Raw genomic sequence first — 18,632 nt, 5'->3', positions numbered from 1 at the left:
TCCGCCCGATCGCGCACGCCCATGTTCCACATCGTCCTGTACCAGCCCGAAATTCCACCGAACACCGGCAACGTGATGCGCCTGTGCGCCAACGGCGGCTTCCGCCTGCACCTGGTGAAGCCGCTCGGCTTCGACATCAGCGACAAGCAGCTGAAGCGCGCCGGCATGGACTACCGCGACCTGATCAATGTGACGGTGCATGAGGACTGGGCGGCGCTGTCGGCAGCCCTTGCGCTGCAGCCGGAGGACAGCCGGCTGTACGCACTGAGCACGCGCGGGCGGGTGGCGCACACGACGCCGCACTACCGTGCCGGCGACATCTTCCTGTTCGGTCAGGAAACCGCCGGACTGCCGGGCAGCCTGCTCGACACGGTGCCGGCGGCACAGCGCCTGCGCATTCCGATGCGTCCGGACTGTCGCAGCCTGAACCTGAGCAATTCGGTCGCCATCGTCGCCTACGAGGCATGGCGACAGCACGGCTTCGACGGCGCGCTTCAGCCGGACTGAGCACCCGGCTGCAGAGCGCCGAGGTCGGCCTCGTCGGCGCGTTCGAGCACCGCTTCCTGTTCCACCTTGGGGTCGCGCGCCAGCAGTCTTTCGGCCGCCTGTGCCGCGCTGAGGCGGCCATCGAGCACGTCGGCGACGGCGCGCGTGATCGGCATGTCGACGCCCATGCGGCGCGCCAGCGCAGCGGCTTCGCGCGCCGTCGACACCCCTTCGGCGACGTGGCCCAGCTTCTGCAGCACCGCGTCGAGCGACAGGCCTTCGGCCAGCATCAGGCCGACGCGGCGATTGCGCGACAGATCACCGGTACAGGTCAGTATCAGGTCGCCCATGCCGGCCAGACCCATGAAGGTGATGCCGTGGCCGCCCAGTGCTTCGCCGAGGCGGGCGATTTCGGCCAGACCGCGGGTGATCAGCGCAGCGCGTGCATTGAGCCCGAAACCCAGTCCGTCGCAGACACCGGTGGCGATGGCTAGCACGTTCTTGACCGCACCGCCGACCTCGACGCCGGTCAGATCGTCCTGCGCGTACAGGCGCAGCCGCGGGCTGTGCAGTTCGGCGGCGACGCGGGTGGCAAAAGCGAGGTCGTTGCTGGCGACGGTGATCGCGGTCGGCTGGCCGCGCGCCACCTCGACCGCGAAGCTGGGGCCGCTCAGTGCGCCGCGGCTGACCGCCGCGGGCAACACCTCGTCCGCCACCGCATGCGGCAGCAGGCCGGTGCCGGCTTCGAAGCCCTTGCACGCCCACAGCACGGCAGGCACGCCGGACGCGGCGACGGCATGCAGCGCCTCGCGCAGACCGGCGATCGGCGTGGCGATCAGTGCGAGTTCGCAGCCGGCCAGCGCGTGCGCGATGTCGGCGTCGATGCGGATGCCGTCCGGCAGTGCGATCTCGGGCAGGTAGCGCTCGTTGCGACGCGACGCGCGCAGCGCCTGCGCGTGCGCCGCGTCGCGCGTCCAGAGGGTGACATCGTGATCGGCCGCGTAGGCGACGGCCAGCGCGGTGCCCCAGGCACCGGCGCCGAGGACGGCGATCTTCATGCGTGGCGGGCGGGGCTCACAGGCCCCACACCTGGCCGATGCGGACAAAGCCGCTCTGGCCGTCGCGGTGCTTCACGCGCGCCCAGCCGGCCGGCGCCGGTTCCGACACCGGTTCGAGCAGCACGCGGCGTTCGGCCTCGAACACCAGCGCTGCGTTGTCTTCCGGCTTGGCCAGAATGCGCGCCTTGTCGACGCTGACGATGACGGTGCGCTGCGGTGACAGCGCCGACGATTCGACCCAGGCGAGCATGCCGCCCGGCTCGCGCACCTTGACCCAGCCGGCTTGCGTGCGCACGACCTCGACCGGCGTCTGGCGCGCGATCACGTACTGCTGGCGCGCCTGCTTCGACGGCGCGTCGTACATGACGGCGACGTCGGCAAGCGAGCGATATTCGAGCCCCGCCGCCTGGGCGGCCGGGGCGATGGCGAAGGCGGCCAGCGCCGCCAGCGCGATGCGCTTCATCACTGAACCGTCGGCGCGCCGTCCTGGCCGGCTGCGGCCTGCTGCGCGCGCTGCTGGTAGAGCGCTTCGAAGTTGACCGGCGCCAGCACGACCGGCGGGAAGCCGGCGCGATTCACCGCGTCCGACACGCTTTCGCGGGCGTACGGGAACAGGATGTTCGGGCAGGCGATACCGAGGATGGGCTGCAGGTCTTCCTGCGGCACGTTGCGGATCTGGAAGATGCCGGCCTGGCGCACTTCGACCAGGAACATCGTCTTCTCGCCGATCTTGGCGGTGACGGTGACGGTCAGCGTCACGTCGAACACGCCGTCCTGCACCGCCTTGCCTTCCGTCTGCAGCTGGATCTGCACGTTCGGGTTTTCGCGGGTCAGGAAGATTTCCGGGGCGTTCGGGACTTCGAGCGACAGGTCCTTCACGTAGACCTTCTCGATGGAGAACACCGGGCCCTGGGGCTGTTGGGGTTGCACTGCTTCGTCGGCCATTTTTCGCTTCTCGGTTGGTGATGAACGCCGCAGGTCAGGCCTGCAGCAGCGGGTCCAGCTTGCCTTCGCGGTCGAGTGCGTGCAGATCGTCGCACCCGCCCACATGGAAGTCGTCGATGTAGATCTGCGGCACGGTACGCCTGCCGGTTTTCTCCATCATTTCAGTACGCCGTGCCGGATCGGTGTCGACCCGCACTTTCTCGATGTCGGTCACGCCCTTGGACACGAGCAGGCGCTCCGCCTGCACGCAGTAGGGGCAGTAACCGCTGGTGTACATCAGTACGTGTGCCATCGCATCACTTCTTGGTCAGTGGCAGACCGGCCTGTTCCCAGGCGCCGATGCCGCCGTCGAGTGCAAACACCTTTTCGAAACCGGCCTTGCGCAGCGTCGAGCAGGCGCTGGCGGAACGCATGCCGCTGGCGCAGACGACGATGAGCGGGCGCTCCTTGAACTTTTCCAGGTCACCGATGCGCTGGTCGAGCTGGCCGACCGGAATGTGGCGCGAACCGGCGATGCGGCCCTTGGCCCATTCGGGCTGTTCGCGCACGTCGATCACTTGCGCGTCCTCGCGGTTGATCAGTTGCGTCGCCTGTGCCGGCGTCAGCCGCGGTCCCGAGGTCTTCGTGCGCACCGTCATGACGAGCAGCGCGACGCCGCTGATCAGGGCCGAAATGGCCCAGAGGTAGTTGTTGTTCTGAGTCAGGAATTCCATGGGAGAGAGGTGCTGGCAGGCTGTGGGGCTCGCGGCAGGCGGTCCGCTGTAACGGGGTCCGCATCATCGCCGGGATCGTGTCATCCGGCAACGCGGATGTTTCGACATGTCATCTTCTGTCGAATTTTTACGGGGCCGCGCGCTGCGTTTTCTGGGAAAATGCGCATTTTAGCCCAAGCGCGGTCAGTCCACCTGCAGACCACGAGTCCGCAGTGCAGCACGTCTCACCGGGGCGCCGCGCCCTTCACACATAGCCCACCCGATATGTACAAGCTCGTTCTGCTGCGCCACGGCGAATCCGTCTGGAACAAGGAAAACCGTTTCACCGGATGGACCGACGTCGGTCTGACCGACAAAGGCGAAATCGAGGCCCGCGAAGCCGGCCGCCTGCTCAACCGCGAAGGTTATCGCTTCGACATGGCCTTCACTTCGGTGCTCAAGCGCGCCAACAAGACACTCTATGTCGCGCTCGAACAACTGAACCTGATGTGGATTCCGATCCGTCCGACCTGGCGCCTGAACGAGCGTCACTACGGCGCGCTGCAGGGCCTGAACAAGGCGCAGACGGCGCAGAAGTTCGGCGAGGAACAGGTGCTGGTGTGGCGCCGCTCCTACGACACGCCGCCGCCGGCGCTGGAAGAGGACGATCCGCGCCTCGATCGCAAGAACCCGCGCTACGCCGAAGTGCCGGACGAGCAGTTCCCGCGCACCGAATGCCTGAAGGACACCGTGGCCCGCGTCATCCCGTTCTGGGACGCCGAGATCGCACCGCAGATCAAGGCCGGCAAGAACGTGCTCATCGTTGCCCACGGCAACAGCCTGCGCGCGCTGATCAAGTACCTCGACAACGTGTCGGAACAGGACATCCTCGGCCTGAACATCCCGACCGCCCAGCCGCTGGTGTATGAGCTGGACGAAAACCTGAAGCCGATCCGCCACTACTACCTCGGCGACCAGGAAGCCATCCGCGCCGCCATCGACGCCGTGGCCAACCAGAGCCGCGCCGTGCCGCAGCGCCAGCGTCCGCCCATCCCCGAAACCGAAGAGCCGCAGACGGCCGAACAGCGCGCACCGTGGATGGAGTGAAGCGCTGGCTGATCCGGGCGCTGCTGTGCGCATTGCCCGGAGCCGCCTTCGCCGAGCGCGCAGTCCAGTCCAGCCCGGAACAGCTGCGCGCGCTGCAGCAGCGCATGGAAGCGCTGCGCGATGAACTGAACCAGTCGGAAAGCGCCCACCGCGAAGCCCGCGACGAGCTGCGCAGCTCCGAAAAAGCCATTTCCGACGCCAGCCGCGCGCTGCGCGACATCGCCGGCCGCCGCAAGGCGGTCGAAAGCGCACTTGCGCAGACGCGCAAGGACGTGGCCGCCGGCGAGGAACGCCTGCGTACCCAGCAATCGCAACTGGCGCAACTGCTGCGCGGCCACCAGCGCGCCGGTGAGGCCGACGCACTGCGCCACCTGCTGTCCGGCACCGACCCCAACCAGAGCGCACGCGACCTGCATTACCTGCGCAGCCTGTCGAAAAGCCAGCTCAGGCTGATGGACGACCATCGTGCGACGCTGACGCGCCAGCGCGAGTTGCTGGCGCAGCAGGACGCCCAGCTGGACGAAATCCGCACGCTGGAGGCCGAACGCGAGCGCGAACGCGGCAAGCTGCAGGCCGAGCACGATGTGCGGCGCAAGGTGCTCGACCGCATCGCCACCCAGTTGCGCACCGAACGCAAGGAACTGGCCCAGCTCAAGCGCGACGAGGCGCGGCTGAGCCGGCTGATCGAATCGCTGTCGCGGCGCAGCGCCCGCAGCGCGCCGCCGAAGACGCCCGCGGCAGGCCCGACCGAGGACTCGCCGGCGCCAGCGGGCCGCGAAAGCCGCGGCCCGGTCGTGCAGTCAGCGCCGGTCGATCACGGCGGCATCGCCTTCCCGAAATTGCGCGGCCGCCTGCCGTGGCCGGCCAGTGGCGAACTTGCGCGCCGCTTCGGTGCCCAAGGCGCGGATGGCGGAACACCGCTGCGCGGCATCTTCATCCGCGCAGCGGCAGGCGACGTCAAGGCGGTGGCTGCCGGTACCGTGGTGTTCGCCGACTGGCTGCGCGGTTTCGGCAACCTGGTCATCGTCGACCACGGCGACAACTATCTGAGCGTCTATGGCAACAACGAAGCGGTGCTGAAGTCGGTCGGCGCAGCGGTGCGCGCCGGCGAGGTGATCGCCTCGATAGGCGCCAGCGGTGGGGCTTCGGAATCGGGTTTATACTTTGAATTGCGGCATCAGGGACAGGCGCTGGACCCGCTGAAATGGGTCGCCCGCTAGGCTGCACCGACGACGGTGCGGCATCCGTTCCGGCCGAAAAATACGCGGAGTGCAATCGATGCAAAAGAAGCTGCAGCAAACCGGGCTGGTCATGATCGGACTGTGTGCCGGGGTACTGCTCAGTCTCAATTTCTCCGCCAACGCGAACAAGCCGGTCGGCAGCACGCTGCCGGTCGAGGAACTGCGCCAGTTCGCCGACGTGCTGAATGCGGTGAAGTCGGGCTATGTCGAGCCGGTCGATGACAAGAAGCTGATCACCCACGCGATCAGCGGCATGCTGTCCGGTCTCGACCCGCACTCGGCCTACCTCGACCAGGACGCGTTCAAGGATCTGCAGGCCGGTACCCAGGGCGAATTCGGTGGTCTCGGTATCGAGGTCGGCATGGAAGACGGCTTCGTCAAGGTGGTTTCGCCGATCGAGGACACACCTGCCTTCCGCGCCGGCGTCAAGGCGGGCGACCTGATCATCAAGCTGGACGACACCTCGACCAAGGGGCTGACGCTGAGCGACGCGGTCAAGCGCATGCGCGGCAAGCCGGACACCAGCATCCGCCTGACCATTGCGCGCAAGGGCGAGGCGAAGCCGATCGAGGTGACGCTGACGCGCGAAATCATCAAGGTGCAGTCGGTGAAGTCGAAGCTGGTCGAACCCGGCTACGGTTACCTGCGCCTGACGCAGTTCCAGGAGGCCAGTGCCGAGGATCTCGCCAAGCACATCGGCAAGCTGTACAAGGAAGGTGAACTGAAAGGTCTGGTGCTCGACCTGCGCAACGACCCGGGCGGCCTGCTGCACGGCGCCGTTGGCGTATCCGCCGCCTTCCTGCCGCCGAAGGCGACCGTGGTGTCGACCGACGGCCGCACCGAAGACGCCAAGCGCCGCTTCATTGCCGCGCCGGAAGATTACCTGCGCGGATCGCGCGAGGACTATCTCGCCACGCTGCCCGCCGGCGCCAAGTCGGTGCCCATGGTGGTGCTGGTCAATTCGGGCTCGGCCTCGGCGTCGGAAATCGTCGCCGGCGCGCTGCAGGACCACAAGCGCGCAGTCATCATGGGCACCCAGACCTTCGGCAAGGGTTCGGTGCAGACCATCATGCCGCTGGCCAACAACACCGCGATCAAGCTGACGACGGCGCGTTACTACACGCCGAACGGCCGCTCGATCCAGGCCAAGGGCATCGTGCCGGACATCATCGTCGAAGAGACGCCGAATGGCAGCGGCGGCGGCATCCGCCTGCGCGAAGCCGACCTCGACCGTCACCTCGGCAACGACAAGGAACCCGAGGAGGCCGCGCCGAAGCCTGCCGCTGGCGCCAAGGGCAAGCCGGCGAAGGACGAGGACGAGGAAGCCAAGCCGGCTGCGCCGTTCGAGTTCGCCACCGCATCGGATTACCAGTTCACCCAGGCCTTGAATCTGCTGAAGGGATTGCAGATCATCCAGAAAAACTGAGGCTCGCCGTCCGCGGTGGGCCGTGCGGCGATCTCCGGATCGCCGCCGGATGCAGGAGCTGAATCATGGTCGCACATGCCAGCCAGCGTCGTTTCGGCCGCGAACACCGCGCGCCGCGCAAGCCCGGATACGGCCCCCAGGCGGGTCTGATGAAGCACCGCGAACTGCGCTTCTGTCGCCGCTGTCCGCGCCGCGTCGATGAAGCGCTCGCGCTGCTCGCCGCGGTCGGCGGCATTTCGGTGACCGCGCAGGGCGATCGCGTGGTCGCCATCGAGTACAGCCTCACTGACCACAGCTTCCGCAGCATAGAGCGGGCACTGCGCGCACACGGCTTCGTGCTCGACGGTTCGCTGAAGATGCGACTGATCCGCACCATGCTCTATTTCTGCGAGGACACCCAGCTGCGCAACCTGAAGCAGCCGGAGCGACTGATCAAGAAGTCGAACGAAATCTACGTCAAGGCCTGGCAGCACCACCCGCACGGCGATCACGACGACACGCCGAGCGAACTGCGCGAATACCGCTGACCGCCCACTTCCCCACCGCTACACGCCGCCGCATCCGCCGGCGGTCACTTCTCTATGAATGACCAGCAACTGCTGCGCTACAGCCGCCACATCCTGCTCGATCCGATAGGCATCGAGGGACAGGACAGGCTGCTCGCCTCGCGCGCCCTCATCGTCGGCGCCGGCGGCCTCGGCTGCCCGTCGGCGCTCTACCTCGCGGCGGCCGGTGTCGGCACGCTGGTGATCGCCGACGACGACGACGTCGACCTGACCAATCTGCAGCGGCAGATCCTGCATCGCGAACACTCGGTCGGCCGCGCCAAGGTCGAATCGGCGCGCGAAACGCTGCACGACATCAATCCGGGCACCGAGGTGATCGCGCTGAAGAAGCGTCTGGCCGGCGACGAACTGCTGGAACAGGTTGCCGCCGCCGACGTCGTGCTCGATTGCAGCGACAACTTCGCCACCCGCCACGCGATCAACCGCGCCTGCGTGGCCACCCGCACGCCGCTGGTATCGGGCGCGGCCATCCGCTTCGACGGCCAGGTGTCGGTATTCGACAGCCGTGAGCCGGACGCGCCCTGCTACCACTGCCTGTTCCCGGAGGGCGGCGAGGTCGAGGAGGTGCGCTGCGCGGTGATGGGCGTGTTCGCGCCGCTGACCGGCATCATCGGCACCGTGCAGGCGGCCGAGGCGCTGAAGATACTGGCGCAGACCGGCCGCACGCTTGCCGGCCGTCTGCTGCTGCTCGACTCACTCGGCATGGAGTGGCGCAGCATCACGCTGCCGCGCGATCCCGGTTGCGCCATCTGCGGCGAGGGCCGGAGCCCCTAGCCCCTAGCCCCTAGCCCCTAGCCCCTAGCCCCTAAAAAGGCTAGTGCAGCTTCACGTGCGGCTCGGTGCTCTGCTTGATGAAGCGGGCCACCGCGTCGAGCGAGCTCTTGATCCAGCCGTGCAGTGCAATCTGGTGCATCTGGTACAGCGAGCGGTACATCATGCGCGCGACCAGACCTTCGATGAACATGCTACCGCCGACCACACCACCCATCAGGTTGCCGGTTGCGCCGCTCTTGCCGAGCGACACCAGCGAGCCGAAATCCTTGTAGCGGAAGGGGCCGGGGTCGCCCTTGCCTTCGAGCCGCATGGCGAAAATCTTCACCAGATAGCTGGCCTGCTGGTGCGCCGCCTGGGCGCGCGGCGGAATCGTGCCCTCACCGCCCAGCCACTGACAGGCCGCGCAGTCGCCGAAGGCGTAGATGTCCGGATCGTGCGTGGTGACCAGGTGATCATCCACCACCAGCTGGTTGATGCGGTTCGACTCCAGCCCGCCGAAGCCGGACAGCATGTTGGGCGCCTTGATGCCGGCCGCCCACACCATCAGGTCGCCGCGGATGAAATGGCCGCTGGCAGTGGCCAGTCCGTCATGGCGCACCTCGCTGACGCGCTCCGACTTCAGCACGTCGATGCCCATGCCGCGCAGCAGTTCTTCGGCCGACGCCGAAATGCGCGCCGGCAAAGCCGGCAGCACGCGGTCGGCCGCCTCGATCAGCGTGATGCGCACGTCCTGGCGCGGGTCCATGCTGTGCACGCCGAACGCGCGCAGCACCTTGCTGGTGTGGCGCAACTCGGCCGACAGTTCGACGCCAGTCGCACCGGCGCCGATGATGGCGATCGACACTTCGTGCGGTTCACCGCGCTCGGCACGCGCGTCCGCGCGCATGCAGGCGGCGACCAGCTTCTGCCGGAAGCGCTCGGCGTCGTGCGTGGTATCGAGCGCCATCGTGTGTTCGTCGGCGCCGGGAATGCCGAAGGTGTTCACCGTGCTGCCGATGGCGATCACCAGATAGTCGTAATGCAGCTCGCGCTCGGGCAGCATCGGTTCGCCGTCGAAGTCGGCCACCGCCTCGATGTGGATGGTCTTGCGGCTGCGATCGATGGCCGTCATGCGGCCCATCTGGAACTCGAAGTTGTGCCAGCGCGCCTGCGCGACGTACTCCAGACGGTGCATGTGCATATCCATGCGCCCGGCGGCGACTTCGTGCAGATGCGGTTTCCAGATGTGGATGGGCGAAGCATCGACCAGCACGATGTCGGCCTGCCCTTTGGCGCCATAGCGGTCGCCGAGCTGGGTGACCAGTTCGAGGCCGCCGGCGCCGCCGCCGACCACCACGATGACGGGTTTCTTGGAATTATTCATGATCTCCTCGGAGCGAAGCCCGCCCTGCACGGGAGCGGACGGCGCATTCTGCTACAGCCCCCGCCGCTTGTGCAGGGCAGGGCTCCGGGTGTCATGGCGGCGGAACAGTCGACCGCCCAGTGTGTTCAGCCGCGGCGCAACGAGAGCAGTACAGCAACGACGGCGAGCACGCACAGCCACAGCAGCGACCACTCCGGAATGTCGAGGCCGAATATCGGCGGCAGCTTGGCGCCACATGCGCCGTCGGCGAAGAAGGCCTGCGGGAACCACTGCGCCGGCGGCAGGCTGTTGACGAAATCCTCGACCGGATCGAGGCCGCAGCTGACCGACGGGTTGTACAGCACATAGACGTGACGCCCGGCCACCGCCGCGCCAGCGGCGGCGATCAGCGCCGACACCCACAGTCCGCTGCGCGCCAGCGCCCCGCCGAACAGGCCGCTCAGCAGGAAGAACACGCCGGCGCCGAAGAAGGCGTAGCGCTGCAGGATGCACAGCGGGCAGGGCGCCAGACGCTCGACGTGCTGCAGCCACAGCGCGAAGGCGAGCAGGCCGAAACAGAAGTAGGACAGCAGGAAGTAGATGCGCGTACGGGCAATCGGGGTCATCGGGGACTCGTTCTCGTTGTTGGGACAGCCGGCGCGTCAGAGCACGTAGCGCGCGAGATCCTCGCTCTGTGCAAGTTCGCCCAGCCGGGCGTCCACGTAGGCAGCGTCTATGGTGAGCGAGCGGGCGTGCTGGCCAGCGTCGAAGGACACCTCCTCCAGCAGCTTTTCCATCACCGTGTGCAGCCGCCGCGCGCCGATGTTCTCGGTGCGTTCGTTGACCGACCACGCCACTTCGGCCAGCCGGCGGATGCCGTCCGGCGCGAAATCCAGCGTCACGCCGTCGGTTTCCAGCAGCGCCGCGTACTGGCGGGTAAGACAGGCATCGGTGGCGGTGAGGATGCGTTCGAAGTCATCGACCGACAGCGACTCCAGCTCCACGCGGATCGGAAAACGGCCCTGCAGCTCGGGAATCAGGTCGCTCGGCCGCGACAGGTGGAAGGCGCCGCTGGCGATGAACAGGATGTGGTCGGTCTTCACCATGCCGTACTTGGTCGTGATCGTCGTGCCTTCGACCAGCGGCAGCAGGTCGCGTTGCACGCCCTGGCGCGAAACATCGGCGCCGCCGTGGTCCGAACGCGAAGCCACCTTGTCGATCTCGTCGAGGAACACGATGCCGTTCTGCTCGACCGCGACCAGCGCCTGCTGCTTCACTTCGTCCTCGTTGATCAGGCGCGCCGCCTCTTCGTCGGTCAGTACGCGCAGCGCCTCGCGGATCGGCATCTTGCGGCTGCGCCGGCGTTGCGCGCCGATGTTCTGGAACATCGACTGCAGCTGGCCGGTCAGTTCTTCCATGCCGGGCGGCGTCAGGATTTCCATCGCGGCCGGCGCCACCGCCACCTCGATGTCGATCTCCTTGTCGTCCAGTTCGCCCTCGCGCAGCTTCTTGCGGAATTTCTGCCGCGTGCCGCTCTCGTCGGCGGCCGGTGCATCGACGCCAAAGCCGACCGGCCGCGCCGGTGGCAGCAGCACGTCGAGAATGCGGTCCTCGGCGGCGTCCTCGGCGCGCGTGCGCACCGCCTTCATCGCGCGCTCGCGCAGGTCCTTGATGGCGATCTCGACCAGATCGCGGATGATGGTGTCGACATCCCGGCCAACATAGCCCACTTCGGTGAACTTGGTCGCCTCGATCTTGATGAAGGGCGCGTTGGCCAGCCGCGCCAGCCGGCGCGCGATCTCGGTCTTGCCGACGCCGGTCGGACCGATCATCAGGATGTTCTTCGGCGTGATTTCGCTGCGCAGCGGCTCGGCCACCTGGGCGCGGCGCCAGCGGTTGCGCAGCGCGACGGCCACCGAGCGCTTGGCGCGCGTCTGGCCGACGATGTGCTTGTCCAGTTCGGACACGATTTCGGAAGGGGTCATGACTTGATCCGCAGGGGTCACGGCGCTCACCACTCGATGCTCTCTATGGTGTGACTCTGGTTGGTGTAGATGCACAGGTCACCGGCGATGCCGAGCGACTTCGACACCACGTCGCGCGCCGACAGCTCGGTATTCTCGACCAGCGCACGGGCCGCCGACTGGGCGTAGGCGCCGCCGGAGCCGATGGCGACGATGCCGCCCTCGGGTTCGAGCACGTCGCCGTTGCCGGTGATGATCAGCGAAGACTCGCGGTCAGCCACCGCCAGCATCGCCTCCAGCCGGCGCAGCATGCGGTCGGTACGCCAGTCCTTGGCCAGTTCGACCGCGCTGCGCAGCAGATTGCCCTGATGCTTCTCCAGCTTGGATTCGAAGCGCTCGAACAGCGTGAAGGCGTCGGCTGTACCGCCGGCGAAACCGGCCAGGATGCGCCCCTGATAAAGCCGCCGTACCTTGCGCGCGGTGGCCTTGACGACGATGTTACCGAGCGTCACCTGACCGTCGCCACCGAGGGCGACCTGACCCGGGCGACGCACCGAAAGTATGGTGGTGCCGTGATACTGTTCCATCGCAATTCCCGAAAAATGCCGCGGAGGCTGCGCACTTTAAACCATGCGCAGCGGGGCGCAGGTGGCGCTAGAAGCGGCGTTGCTGGATTTCCGCCACGGCGGCGACACCGATCAGCAGCAGCAGCGCCGCCACCATCGGCCGCACATCGACCAGACGGGGCTGGCGGCCGGTCGCCTGCACCGCAGTGATCACATTGAACAGCAGGCCGGCGCTGATGAAGTCCATCCGGCAGAGCTCGGAACAATCGACCTTCATGACCCCCTGCGGCAGGTCAGCCGCCTGCAGCACGGCAAAGGCATCCTGACGGGCACCGACGATCTCGCCGCGCAGCGCGATGCGCGCATTCTTCTCGACCGGCGCCGGTTCGGCCGCGACAGGCGCGAGCACCGACGACACCCAGCGGGCGTCCCAGGACGGCGGCGACAGTTCGAAAGTGACCGCGTACTGGATCGCGAATTCCTCGAAGTTGGCTTCGTCGCCCAGTTGCTGCAGCGCTTCCAGGTAGAGCAGCCACTGCGCCGGCCCTTCGGCCTTGCCCGGCACGATGCGCGGCGCCAGCAGGTCGCGCAGCACGGTGGCGCTGAGCATGGCCACACCGTGGCCGCAGCGGCGCAGCGCAACCAGCACGTCGAGAAGCATGCGCGCGCCGTCCTCGTCCACGTCGTGCAGACGGGCGACATCCACCCGCACCACATGCGCCTTTGAACACAGGCGGTCGATCTGGTCGATGGAGGCGCGGCTGGCCGCGGTCAGCTTGCCCGCCAGCGTCAGTGTGGGCGGACCCGAGGTCGCGCCGCGAGACGGGGACGCCGGCCAGGCCGGCGCCGAACGTTCGAAGCGCTCGGCGTAGGCCAGCGCGTGCGCCTCGAAGGCGTCAACACGACCAAGCGCGTGACAGAGGTCGAAAAGCATGGCCCACACCTGTTCGGTCGAACTGCCGAGGTCGCCGAAGGTGGCGCGTTCCAGCGTGGACAGCGCGGCCTCGTCGTCACCATTGGCGAACAGCATGGCCGCTTCCTCGACCACCGGGTGCAGCCCGCTGGACACGTCCTGCACCTGCAACTCGCCCTTGCCGGCGCGGCGGGCGCCCTCCAGCGGATCGCGCGACACGAAGTCGAGCGACATCAGGCCGGCAGACGACGGCGGATCGCTTGCCGGCATGCTGTCGGGCGGGCGCGACGCGGTGGCCGTCCCCGCCGCCGGTGCGGTCGGTCGCACCGGCTTGCGGGTTTCGACCTGCGGCGCAGGTGTTTTCTTGAAGAAGGAGAAAGCCACGGATGGGTCCGGATCGGGGCGCGAACCGTAATTAACGGCGCATCGATTCACAACTGCAACGATCGGTAACTTTACCTTTCAACCGCGGCTGGCGGCACCCCCGAAGGCGTAAGAAGACGTGACAAGGTGCTGCAAGGGCACGAATCGGCGCCCAGGCGCGCCGGGCGCGGCATTCGCCGCGCCCGCCATGCACAAGACAACGGTCAGAAGGTGGCGCGCAGGCCGGCCATGATGCTGCGGCCCGGCATCGGTGCGATGCCCTTCAGGAAGGACACATGGTTGCGCGCCTCGGTGTCGAACAGGTTGTTGCCGCGCAGCCAGGCTTCCCAGTTCACGCCGGCCGCTTGGAAACCGTAGCTGGCGAAGGCATTGACCAGCGCGTAGCCGGCAGTCGGCGTGCCGAGGTCGTCGACCCGGTCCTGCCGGCGGGCGCCCTGCACTTCCAGCCGCAGATTCAGCGCCTCGCGGTGCCAGTTCAGCGCCGCCATGCCGCGCATCGGCGAAATGCGCGGCAGCGGCTCGCCGGTGTCGCGGTTGGCGGCACGCACCATGTCGGCCTGCAGGTCGAGGTGCAGTTCGCCGGCGCAGCGGCACAGCAGCAGATGGGCCTGCGCCTCCAGACCGTAGAACTTTGCCGGCACCGCCTGGTAGGCGAACTCGGGCAGTTCGCCGGCCGGATCGATCAGGCCATCCTCCTCGCGCCGGATGCCGGTATCGGCGAGCGCGATGAAATTGCGGAAGCGGCTGTGGAACACGCCGATGCTGCCGCTGTGCTCGCCGCGCTTGACGCGCAACTGGGCGTCGATCGAGTTCGACTGTTCCTTGTCCAGCGCCGCGTTGCCGACCTCGTAGTTGCCAGTCGCTGCGTGCGGGCCGTTGGCGAACAGCTCGTAGAAGGTGGGCGCGCGCTCGGTGTGCGCCAGCTGGGTGGCGACCGAGAAGGTGTCGTTCAGCGGATAGACCGCGCCGAAGGCGGCGCTGCGCGCAGTGAAACGCCGCTCCTGCGCCGGATCGAAGCGCGGCGTACCCGGATTGTTCGCATCGTCCGGGCCGCCGCCGTCGCTGCCCACCTCGACCCGCTCGACGCGGCCGCCGAAGGTGAGCTTGAGGTCACCGACGCGGGTTTCCTCGAACAGGAAGAGCGCACGCGTATCGGTGTTGGTCGAGGGCACGAAGGCTTCGTCGCCCAGCGCCGAGAACTCGCTGCTGTCGAGCTGCACGCCGACCACGCCACGGAAGGGGCCCAGCTGCGCATGGGCCGCCTCGACCCGCAGGTCGGTGCCCTTGCTGAAGAAGCGCGTTTCGGGCGACCCGTCGGCCAGTTCGACGTGCTTGTAGTCGGTATGGCCGGCGCGGAACTTGACGCCGGTGATGAAGCCGTCGATTTCGCGCAGTTCGCCGGCGAGGTCCCAGCGCTCGCTGCGCATGTCTATCGTAATGTTCTCTTCGGCCACCGTGCCGTAGGTCGAATCGAATACGCCGTAGGAGGCGCCGACGTAGCCGCGCTCACCGGCGAAGGAGGCGCCGAAGCCGCCGCCCTCGGTGTCGGCGGCCGAATTGCGCAGCCGGCCGTCGGGGATGCGCAGATCGGACGTCGAGCGGGTGAAGCCGTCGGCGTGCAGGTTGAGGCCGTTCTTGCCGAACTCGACGCGGCCGGCCAGCGCGCGGGTCGAGTCGGCGCCGCCGACGATGCCATCGACGCGGCCGCTGGCGCCGTTCATCGGCGACTGCGGAATGCGGTTGTCGAGCGCGTTCACGACGCCGCCGACCGCGTTGCCGCCATACATCAGCGCTGCCGGGCCACGCACCACCTCGACCCGCTCGATCACCAGCGGATCCACCGTGGTCGCGTGATCGAAGGACAGCGAGGACGCATCGACGGTGGCACCACCGTTGCCGAGGATGCGCACGCGGTCGCCATCGAGGCCGCGGATGACCGGCCGGCTGGAATTCGGGCCGAACCAGGTCGAACTGACGCCCGGCAGGTTGCCGACGGTTTCGCCCAGCGTGCTGGCACCGCGCAGCGTGAGGTCGTGGTCGTCCATCACCGACACCGGGCTGACCAGGTCGGACAGGTCGCTGCCCAGCGGATTGCCGGTGACAACGATGGCCGGCAGGTTCTGGATGGCCTGGGCGAAGACCGGAACGGAAAAGGACACGGAAGCGGCCGCCGCGAGGGCGCCGCCGACAAAACGATGGATCTGCATGAAGTTCTCCCCGCGCCCGGATATGGACGCGCGCCCGCGCGTGATCACGCGGGTCAGTCTGAATGTATGAAGTGCACGCCCCGGAGGGGGCGACGGATCAGAGCGGGGAGACGGCAGGCGGCCCGTGCGCGCAGGGCTCGGGCGCCGCACCATGGACCGCGACGCGCAGCGAAGCGGCACGCTGTACGTGCGACAGATCGGGAACAGCCGGGTCGGGCGCGGCGCCGACAGACAGCTGGGTCAGGGAATGGGCCGACAGGCAGTCCGGACAGACCGGCGCGTGAGCGAGGCCGCCGTCGTCCTCGGCAGCCAGCGCGATGCCGGCCGTCGGGACGTGTTCAAAGGCGTGGACGAGCGTGACATGCTGTGCCCCGATCAGGCACAGCAGCAACATGACGAGCCGCAGCGCGGACAGGCGTCGGAACATCGCGCGTCCGGGCCCGGCCTCAGTCGCCGTAAAGCTTCTGCAGACGTTCGCGGCGCTCCTGCGCCTCGATGGTCAGCGTCGCGGTCGGACGGGCGAGCAGGCGGCCGATGCCGATCGGCTCGCCGGTTTCGTCGCAATAGCCGTATTCGCCGGCATCGATGCGGTCGATCGCCTGTTCGATCTTCTTCAGCAGCTTGCGCTCGCGGTCGCGCGTGCGCAGTTCCAGCGTGTGTTCCTCTTCAACCGTGGCGCGGTCGGCGGGGTCGGACACGTTGTCGACCTCGCGCATGTGCTCCACGGTTTCATCGGCCTTGCGCAGGATGTCGTCGCGCATGCGGGCGAGCAGGTCGCGGAAGAAGGCGAGCTGCGCCTCGTTCATGTAGTCCTTTTCCGGCATCTTCAGGATGTCGGCTTCGGTCAGCGGCTTGTCGGCCTTGCTGGCGTTCTTGGTGGCCATCCGCATGAACTCCCGGGGATTGGAAAGGCGAAGAGGATACCAATGTTTTGGCAAAAAACTGCGTAACGCTTCACTCGATCCTGAGCAGCAGCCCCTTCAGGTACTCGCCCTCGGGAAAAGCCAGCCCCACCGGGTGATCCGCCCCGGCTGACAGGCGCTTCAGCACGCGCGCCGACACGCCGGCGTCGGCTGCCGCGTCGGCGACGATCTTCTGGAAGAAGTCGACATCGACACCGCCCGAACAGGAATAGGTCATCAGCAGGCCGCCCGGCGCCAGCAGCCGGAAACCGAGCAGATTGATGTCCTTGTAGGCGCGCGCGGCCGACTTCGCATGCGCGGCCGACGGCGCGAATTTCGGCGGGTCGAGCACGATCAGGTCGAACTTGCGGCCTTCGGCACGGAAGGTGCGCAGCGCCTGGAACACGTCCGCCTCCAGCCATTCGGCGCGCGCGGCGTCGATCTGCGGGTTGTGGCCGACATTGCGCTGCGCGGTCGCCAGCGCCGGGCCGGAGGAATCGATGGACAGCACCGATTCGGCACCGTCGGCCAGCGCGTGCAGCGAAAAGCCGCCGGTGTAGCAGAAGCAGTTCAGCACGCGGCGACCGGCGGCCAGCGCGCCGCACAGCCGTCGGTTTTCGCGCTGGTCGAGATAGAAGCCGGTCTTGTGGCCGCTGGCCACGTCGATTTCGATGTTCACGTCGCCGGTCACGCCCGGTTCGGCAATCACCGGGAAAGGCGCATCTCCGTCGCCGATCAGCCAGCCGCTGCGCGGCTCCAGACCTTCGAGCGCGCGCACGTCCGAATCGGAGCGCTCATAGACGCGTGCGATGCCGGTCGCGCGCACCAGCGCGTCGGCGATGGTGGCGCGCCACTTCTCGCCACCGGCGCTGGTGATCTGCAGCACGATCACGTCGGCGTAGCGGTCGGCGATGACGCCGGGCAGGCCGTCGGACTCGCCGTGCAGCAGGCGCACACCGCCGCGCGGACCGAATTCGCCCGCCAGTTCCGGCAGGTCTCGCCGCTGCTCGACCGCGCGCGCGACGGTGCGGCGGAAGAAGGCGTCGTCGATCGATTCGTCACCGAAGGTCCACATGCGGGCGCGTATCTGCGACGCCGGCGAGAACGCGGCGCGGCCGAGCGCACACCCATTGGCAGCCTGCACCAGCACGGTGTCGCCCGGCCGGGCGCGACCGTCGAGACGGTCGACCGAACCGGCGAATATCCACGGGTGGCGGCGCATGACCGAGCGCTCGCGGCCCGGTGCGAGAATCAGGGTGGCACTCATGCTCTGTCAGTCATAACGCCGCGCCGCCCGAAGGGTGTAGCGGGGGTTTCGGCGAGCACTGCTCGCCGCCCGCGCAACCGGTCGGCTGTGCAAAGCCGACCCTCCTGAGCGAACAAAGTGAGCGCGGGGGCAAACACTCTCAGCCCAGCTCGCGGATCAGCGCGGCACCGAGCAGTTCGCCGATGCGTTCCAGGTAGAGCGTGCCCATGTCCGGCACGAACCGCGCTGCGTCGTTGGCGCCCAGCGCCAGCAGACCGACCACGCGCGATTCGCGGCGCAGCGGCACCAGCGCCATCGATTGCACGGCCGGGGCCGACTCGCCGAACCAGGCGACGACGCCGAGGTCGTTCACCGGGCCGCAGTAGGGCTGGCGCGCCTCGTTGGCGAACACGCGGATGCGCTCCTCGACCGGCTCGAATACGTCGCCGTCGCGGGTAAGCACGCTGTTCCACAGGCGCAGCGCGGTGTGCGGCACCGAAAAGCCCTCGGACAGCTGTTCGCGCAGCGCGGTCATCACCGCATCGAAGCTGCCGGCCGTCATCAATGCGATGGACAGCGCATGCACGCGCGTCGAAATGACGTCGTTGTCCTCGCCGAAACGCAGCAGTTCGGCCAGTTTCAGCTCCAGCAGCTTGGCCTTCTCGCGCAGCGTCAGGATCTGCCGCTCGGTGATCGAGATCGCGCGGCCGCCGTGCGGGTGCGGCACATACAGATGGGCGAGCAGGTCGTGATAGTCCTCGAAGAACTGCGGATGGTCCTGCAGGTAACGCGCGACGTCGTCGGCTTTCATGG

Annotated in this window: 21 protein-coding genes; 6 read left to right on the top strand and 15 right to left on the bottom strand. The window is 67.7% G+C overall.

The window, feature by feature from the left end; all coding sequences use genetic code 11:
• The first annotated feature begins 21 nt into the window (after window positions 1–21).
• Entirely contained in the window at window positions 22–507 is a 486-nt protein-coding gene (locus tag METRZ18153_RS0101330) for a tRNA (cytidine(34)-2'-O)-methyltransferase (RefSeq protein WP_020163036.1), read from the top strand.
• On the opposite strand, the gene METRZ18153_RS0101325 is transcribed toward METRZ18153_RS0101330, so the two are convergent.
• The 5 genes from METRZ18153_RS0101325 to METRZ18153_RS0101305 are packed head-to-tail and all read right to left on the bottom strand — an operon-like array spanning window position 495 to window position 3,202.
• Window positions 495–1,592: an NAD(P)H-dependent glycerol-3-phosphate dehydrogenase gene (locus tag METRZ18153_RS0101325; RefSeq protein WP_269744940.1), complete on the bottom strand. Its 1,098-nt coding sequence runs from the start codon at window positions 1,590–1,592 to the stop codon at window positions 495–497. The two genes, METRZ18153_RS0101330 and METRZ18153_RS0101325, sit on opposite strands and share 13 nt — an antisense overlap.
• Window positions 1,561–2,007: an SH3 domain-containing protein gene (locus tag METRZ18153_RS0101320; RefSeq protein ID WP_020163034.1), complete on the bottom strand. Its 447-nt coding sequence runs from the start codon at window positions 2,005–2,007 to the stop codon at window positions 1,561–1,563. Before METRZ18153_RS0101320 ends, METRZ18153_RS0101325 begins: the two co-directional genes overlap by 32 nt.
• Complete coding sequence (gene secB / locus METRZ18153_RS0101315; protein ID WP_019915744.1) at window positions 2,007–2,489, bottom strand: protein-export chaperone SecB; 483 nt, start codon at window positions 2,487–2,489, stop codon at window positions 2,007–2,009. Before secB ends, METRZ18153_RS0101320 begins: the two co-directional genes overlap by 1 nt.
• A 34-nt stretch (window positions 2,490–2,523) precedes the next feature.
• Window positions 2,524–2,781, bottom strand: coding sequence for a glutaredoxin 3 (grxC, locus tag METRZ18153_RS0101310; protein WP_019915745.1), 258 nt, complete (start codon window positions 2,779–2,781; stop codon window positions 2,524–2,526).
• Between the two features lie 4 nt (window positions 2,782–2,785).
• Window positions 2,786–3,202, bottom strand: coding sequence for a rhodanese-like domain-containing protein (locus METRZ18153_RS0101305; RefSeq protein ID WP_020163033.1), 417 nt, complete (start codon window positions 3,200–3,202; stop codon window positions 2,786–2,788).
• Between the two features lie 264 nt (window positions 3,203–3,466).
• Between METRZ18153_RS0101305 and gpmA the strand changes: the two genes are divergently transcribed.
• The 5 genes from gpmA (at window position 3,467) to METRZ18153_RS0101280 (ending at window position 8,295) form a co-directional block, all read left to right on the top strand.
• Window positions 3,467–4,288 (top strand): 2,3-diphosphoglycerate-dependent phosphoglycerate mutase, encoded by an 822-nt coding sequence (gene gpmA / locus METRZ18153_RS0101300; RefSeq protein WP_020163032.1) that lies wholly within the window; start codon window positions 3,467–3,469, stop codon window positions 4,286–4,288.
• Window positions 4,285–5,508 carry a murein hydrolase activator EnvC family protein gene (locus tag METRZ18153_RS0101295; RefSeq protein WP_020163031.1) on the top strand — a complete coding sequence of 408 codons (1,224 nt, stop codon included), beginning with the start codon at window positions 4,285–4,287 and terminating at the stop codon, window positions 5,506–5,508. Before gpmA ends, METRZ18153_RS0101295 begins: the two co-directional genes overlap by 4 nt.
• Before the next feature lie 58 nt (window positions 5,509–5,566).
• Window positions 5,567–6,955, top strand: coding sequence for a S41 family peptidase (locus METRZ18153_RS0101290; RefSeq protein WP_020163030.1), 1,389 nt, complete (start codon window positions 5,567–5,569; stop codon window positions 6,953–6,955).
• A gap of 65 nt (window positions 6,956–7,020) precedes the next feature.
• A complete protein-coding gene (locus METRZ18153_RS0101285; RefSeq protein ID WP_020163029.1) occupies window positions 7,021–7,482 on the top strand; it encodes a hypothetical protein in 462 nt (153 codons plus the stop codon).
• A 54-nt stretch (window positions 7,483–7,536) separates the two neighbouring features.
• Window positions 7,537–8,295 (top strand): HesA/MoeB/ThiF family protein, encoded by a 759-nt coding sequence (locus METRZ18153_RS0101280; RefSeq protein ID WP_020163028.1) that lies wholly within the window; start codon window positions 7,537–7,539, stop codon window positions 8,293–8,295.
• A 40-nt stretch (window positions 8,296–8,335) separates the two neighbouring features.
• On the opposite strand, the gene METRZ18153_RS0101275 is transcribed toward METRZ18153_RS0101280, so the two are convergent.
• The 10 genes from METRZ18153_RS0101275 to METRZ18153_RS0101230 all read right to left on the bottom strand — a co-directional run bounded on the left by METRZ18153_RS0101275 (window position 8,336) and on the right by METRZ18153_RS0101230 (window position 18,630).
• Window positions 8,336–9,658, bottom strand: coding sequence for an NAD(P)/FAD-dependent oxidoreductase (locus METRZ18153_RS0101275; protein ID WP_020163027.1), 1,323 nt, complete (start codon window positions 9,656–9,658; stop codon window positions 8,336–8,338).
• Window positions 9,659–9,783: 125 nt separating this feature from the next.
• Window positions 9,784–10,263 (bottom strand): disulfide bond formation protein B, encoded by a 480-nt coding sequence (locus METRZ18153_RS0101270; RefSeq protein ID WP_020163026.1) that lies wholly within the window; start codon window positions 10,261–10,263, stop codon window positions 9,784–9,786.
• Window positions 10,264–10,299: 36 nt separating this feature from the next.
• Complete coding sequence (gene hslU / locus METRZ18153_RS0101265) at window positions 10,300–11,622, bottom strand: ATP-dependent protease ATPase subunit HslU (protein ID WP_020163025.1); 1,323 nt, start codon at window positions 11,620–11,622, stop codon at window positions 10,300–10,302.
• A gap of 26 nt (window positions 11,623–11,648) precedes the next feature.
• Window positions 11,649–12,188, bottom strand: coding sequence for an ATP-dependent protease subunit HslV (gene hslV / locus METRZ18153_RS0101260; protein WP_019915756.1), 540 nt, complete (start codon window positions 12,186–12,188; stop codon window positions 11,649–11,651).
• 67 nt (window positions 12,189–12,255) lie between these two features.
• Window positions 12,256–13,464: an STAS domain-containing protein gene (locus tag METRZ18153_RS0101255; RefSeq protein ID WP_020163024.1), complete on the bottom strand. Its 1,209-nt coding sequence runs from the start codon at window positions 13,462–13,464 to the stop codon at window positions 12,256–12,258.
• Between the two features lie 203 nt (window positions 13,465–13,667).
• Window positions 13,668–15,671, bottom strand: a complete 2,004-nt coding sequence (locus tag METRZ18153_RS0101250; RefSeq protein ID WP_020163023.1) for a TonB-dependent receptor — start codon at window positions 15,669–15,671, stop codon at window positions 13,668–13,670.
• A 97-nt stretch (window positions 15,672–15,768) separates the two neighbouring features.
• A complete protein-coding gene (locus METRZ18153_RS0101245; RefSeq protein ID WP_020163022.1) occupies window positions 15,769–16,098 on the bottom strand; it encodes a hypothetical protein in 330 nt (109 codons plus the stop codon).
• 19 nt (window positions 16,099–16,117) lie between these two features.
• On the bottom strand, window positions 16,118–16,555 hold the full coding sequence (gene dksA, locus METRZ18153_RS0101240; protein WP_019915761.1) for an RNA polymerase-binding protein DksA: 438 nt from the start codon (window positions 16,553–16,555) through the stop codon (window positions 16,118–16,120).
• A 70-nt stretch (window positions 16,556–16,625) separates the two neighbouring features.
• A complete protein-coding gene (locus METRZ18153_RS0101235) occupies window positions 16,626–17,840 on the bottom strand; it encodes a class I SAM-dependent rRNA methyltransferase (protein ID WP_020163021.1) in 1,215 nt (404 codons plus the stop codon).
• A gap of 139 nt (window positions 17,841–17,979) precedes the next feature.
• The gene (locus tag METRZ18153_RS0101230) at window positions 17,980–18,630 is read right to left on the bottom strand and encodes a DUF484 family protein (protein ID WP_020163020.1); all 651 of its coding nucleotides are present in this window, start codon (window positions 18,628–18,630) and stop codon (window positions 17,980–17,982) included.
• Window positions 18,631–18,632: the final 2 nt, after the last annotated feature.

Source organism: Methyloversatilis discipulorum (genome assembly GCF_000385375.1).
GTDB classification, from domain to species: Bacteria; Pseudomonadota; Gammaproteobacteria; order Burkholderiales; family Rhodocyclaceae; genus Methyloversatilis; species Methyloversatilis discipulorum_A.
This window is presented reverse-complemented; position numbering and strand designations above follow the sequence as displayed.

Coding starts and splice junctions, on each gene's coding strand:
- METRZ18153_RS0101330 (WP_020163036.1), top strand. CDS start 22: ATGTTCCACATCGTCCTGTACCAGCCCGAAATTCCACCGAACACCGGC.
- METRZ18153_RS0101320 (WP_020163034.1), bottom strand. CDS start 2,007: ATGAAGCGCATCGCGCTGGCGGCGCTGGCCGCCTTCGCCATCGCCCCG.
- secB (WP_019915744.1), bottom strand. CDS start 2,489: ATGGCCGACGAAGCAGTGCAACCCCAACAGCCCCAGGGCCCGGTGTTC.
- grxC (WP_019915745.1), bottom strand. CDS start 2,781: ATGGCACACGTACTGATGTACACCAGCGGTTACTGCCCCTACTGCGTG.
- METRZ18153_RS0101305 (WP_020163033.1), bottom strand. CDS start 3,202: ATGGAATTCCTGACTCAGAACAACAACTACCTCTGGGCCATTTCGGCC.
- gpmA (WP_020163032.1), top strand. CDS start 3,467: ATGTACAAGCTCGTTCTGCTGCGCCACGGCGAATCCGTCTGGAACAAG.
- METRZ18153_RS0101290 (WP_020163030.1), top strand. CDS start 5,567: ATGCAAAAGAAGCTGCAGCAAACCGGGCTGGTCATGATCGGACTGTGT.
- METRZ18153_RS0101285 (WP_020163029.1), top strand. CDS start 7,021: ATGGTCGCACATGCCAGCCAGCGTCGTTTCGGCCGCGAACACCGCGCG.
- METRZ18153_RS0101280 (WP_020163028.1), top strand. CDS start 7,537: ATGAATGACCAGCAACTGCTGCGCTACAGCCGCCACATCCTGCTCGAT.
- METRZ18153_RS0101275 (WP_020163027.1), bottom strand. CDS start 9,658: ATGAATAATTCCAAGAAACCCGTCATCGTGGTGGTCGGCGGCGGCGCC.
- METRZ18153_RS0101270 (WP_020163026.1), bottom strand. CDS start 10,263: ATGACCCCGATTGCCCGTACGCGCATCTACTTCCTGCTGTCCTACTTC.
- hslU (WP_020163025.1), bottom strand. CDS start 11,622: ATGACCCCTTCCGAAATCGTGTCCGAACTGGACAAGCACATCGTCGGC.
- hslV (WP_019915756.1), bottom strand. CDS start 12,188: ATGGAACAGTATCACGGCACCACCATACTTTCGGTGCGTCGCCCGGGT.
- METRZ18153_RS0101250 (WP_020163023.1), bottom strand. CDS start 15,671: ATGCAGATCCATCGTTTTGTCGGCGGCGCCCTCGCGGCGGCCGCTTCC.
- METRZ18153_RS0101245 (WP_020163022.1), bottom strand. CDS start 16,098: ATGTTCCGACGCCTGTCCGCGCTGCGGCTCGTCATGTTGCTGCTGTGC.
- dksA (WP_019915761.1), bottom strand. CDS start 16,555: ATGGCCACCAAGAACGCCAGCAAGGCCGACAAGCCGCTGACCGAAGCC.
- METRZ18153_RS0101235 (WP_020163021.1), bottom strand. CDS start 17,840: ATGAGTGCCACCCTGATTCTCGCACCGGGCCGCGAGCGCTCGGTCATG.
- METRZ18153_RS0101230 (WP_020163020.1), bottom strand. CDS start 18,630: ATGAAAGCCGACGACGTCGCGCGTTACCTGCAGGACCATCCGCAGTTC.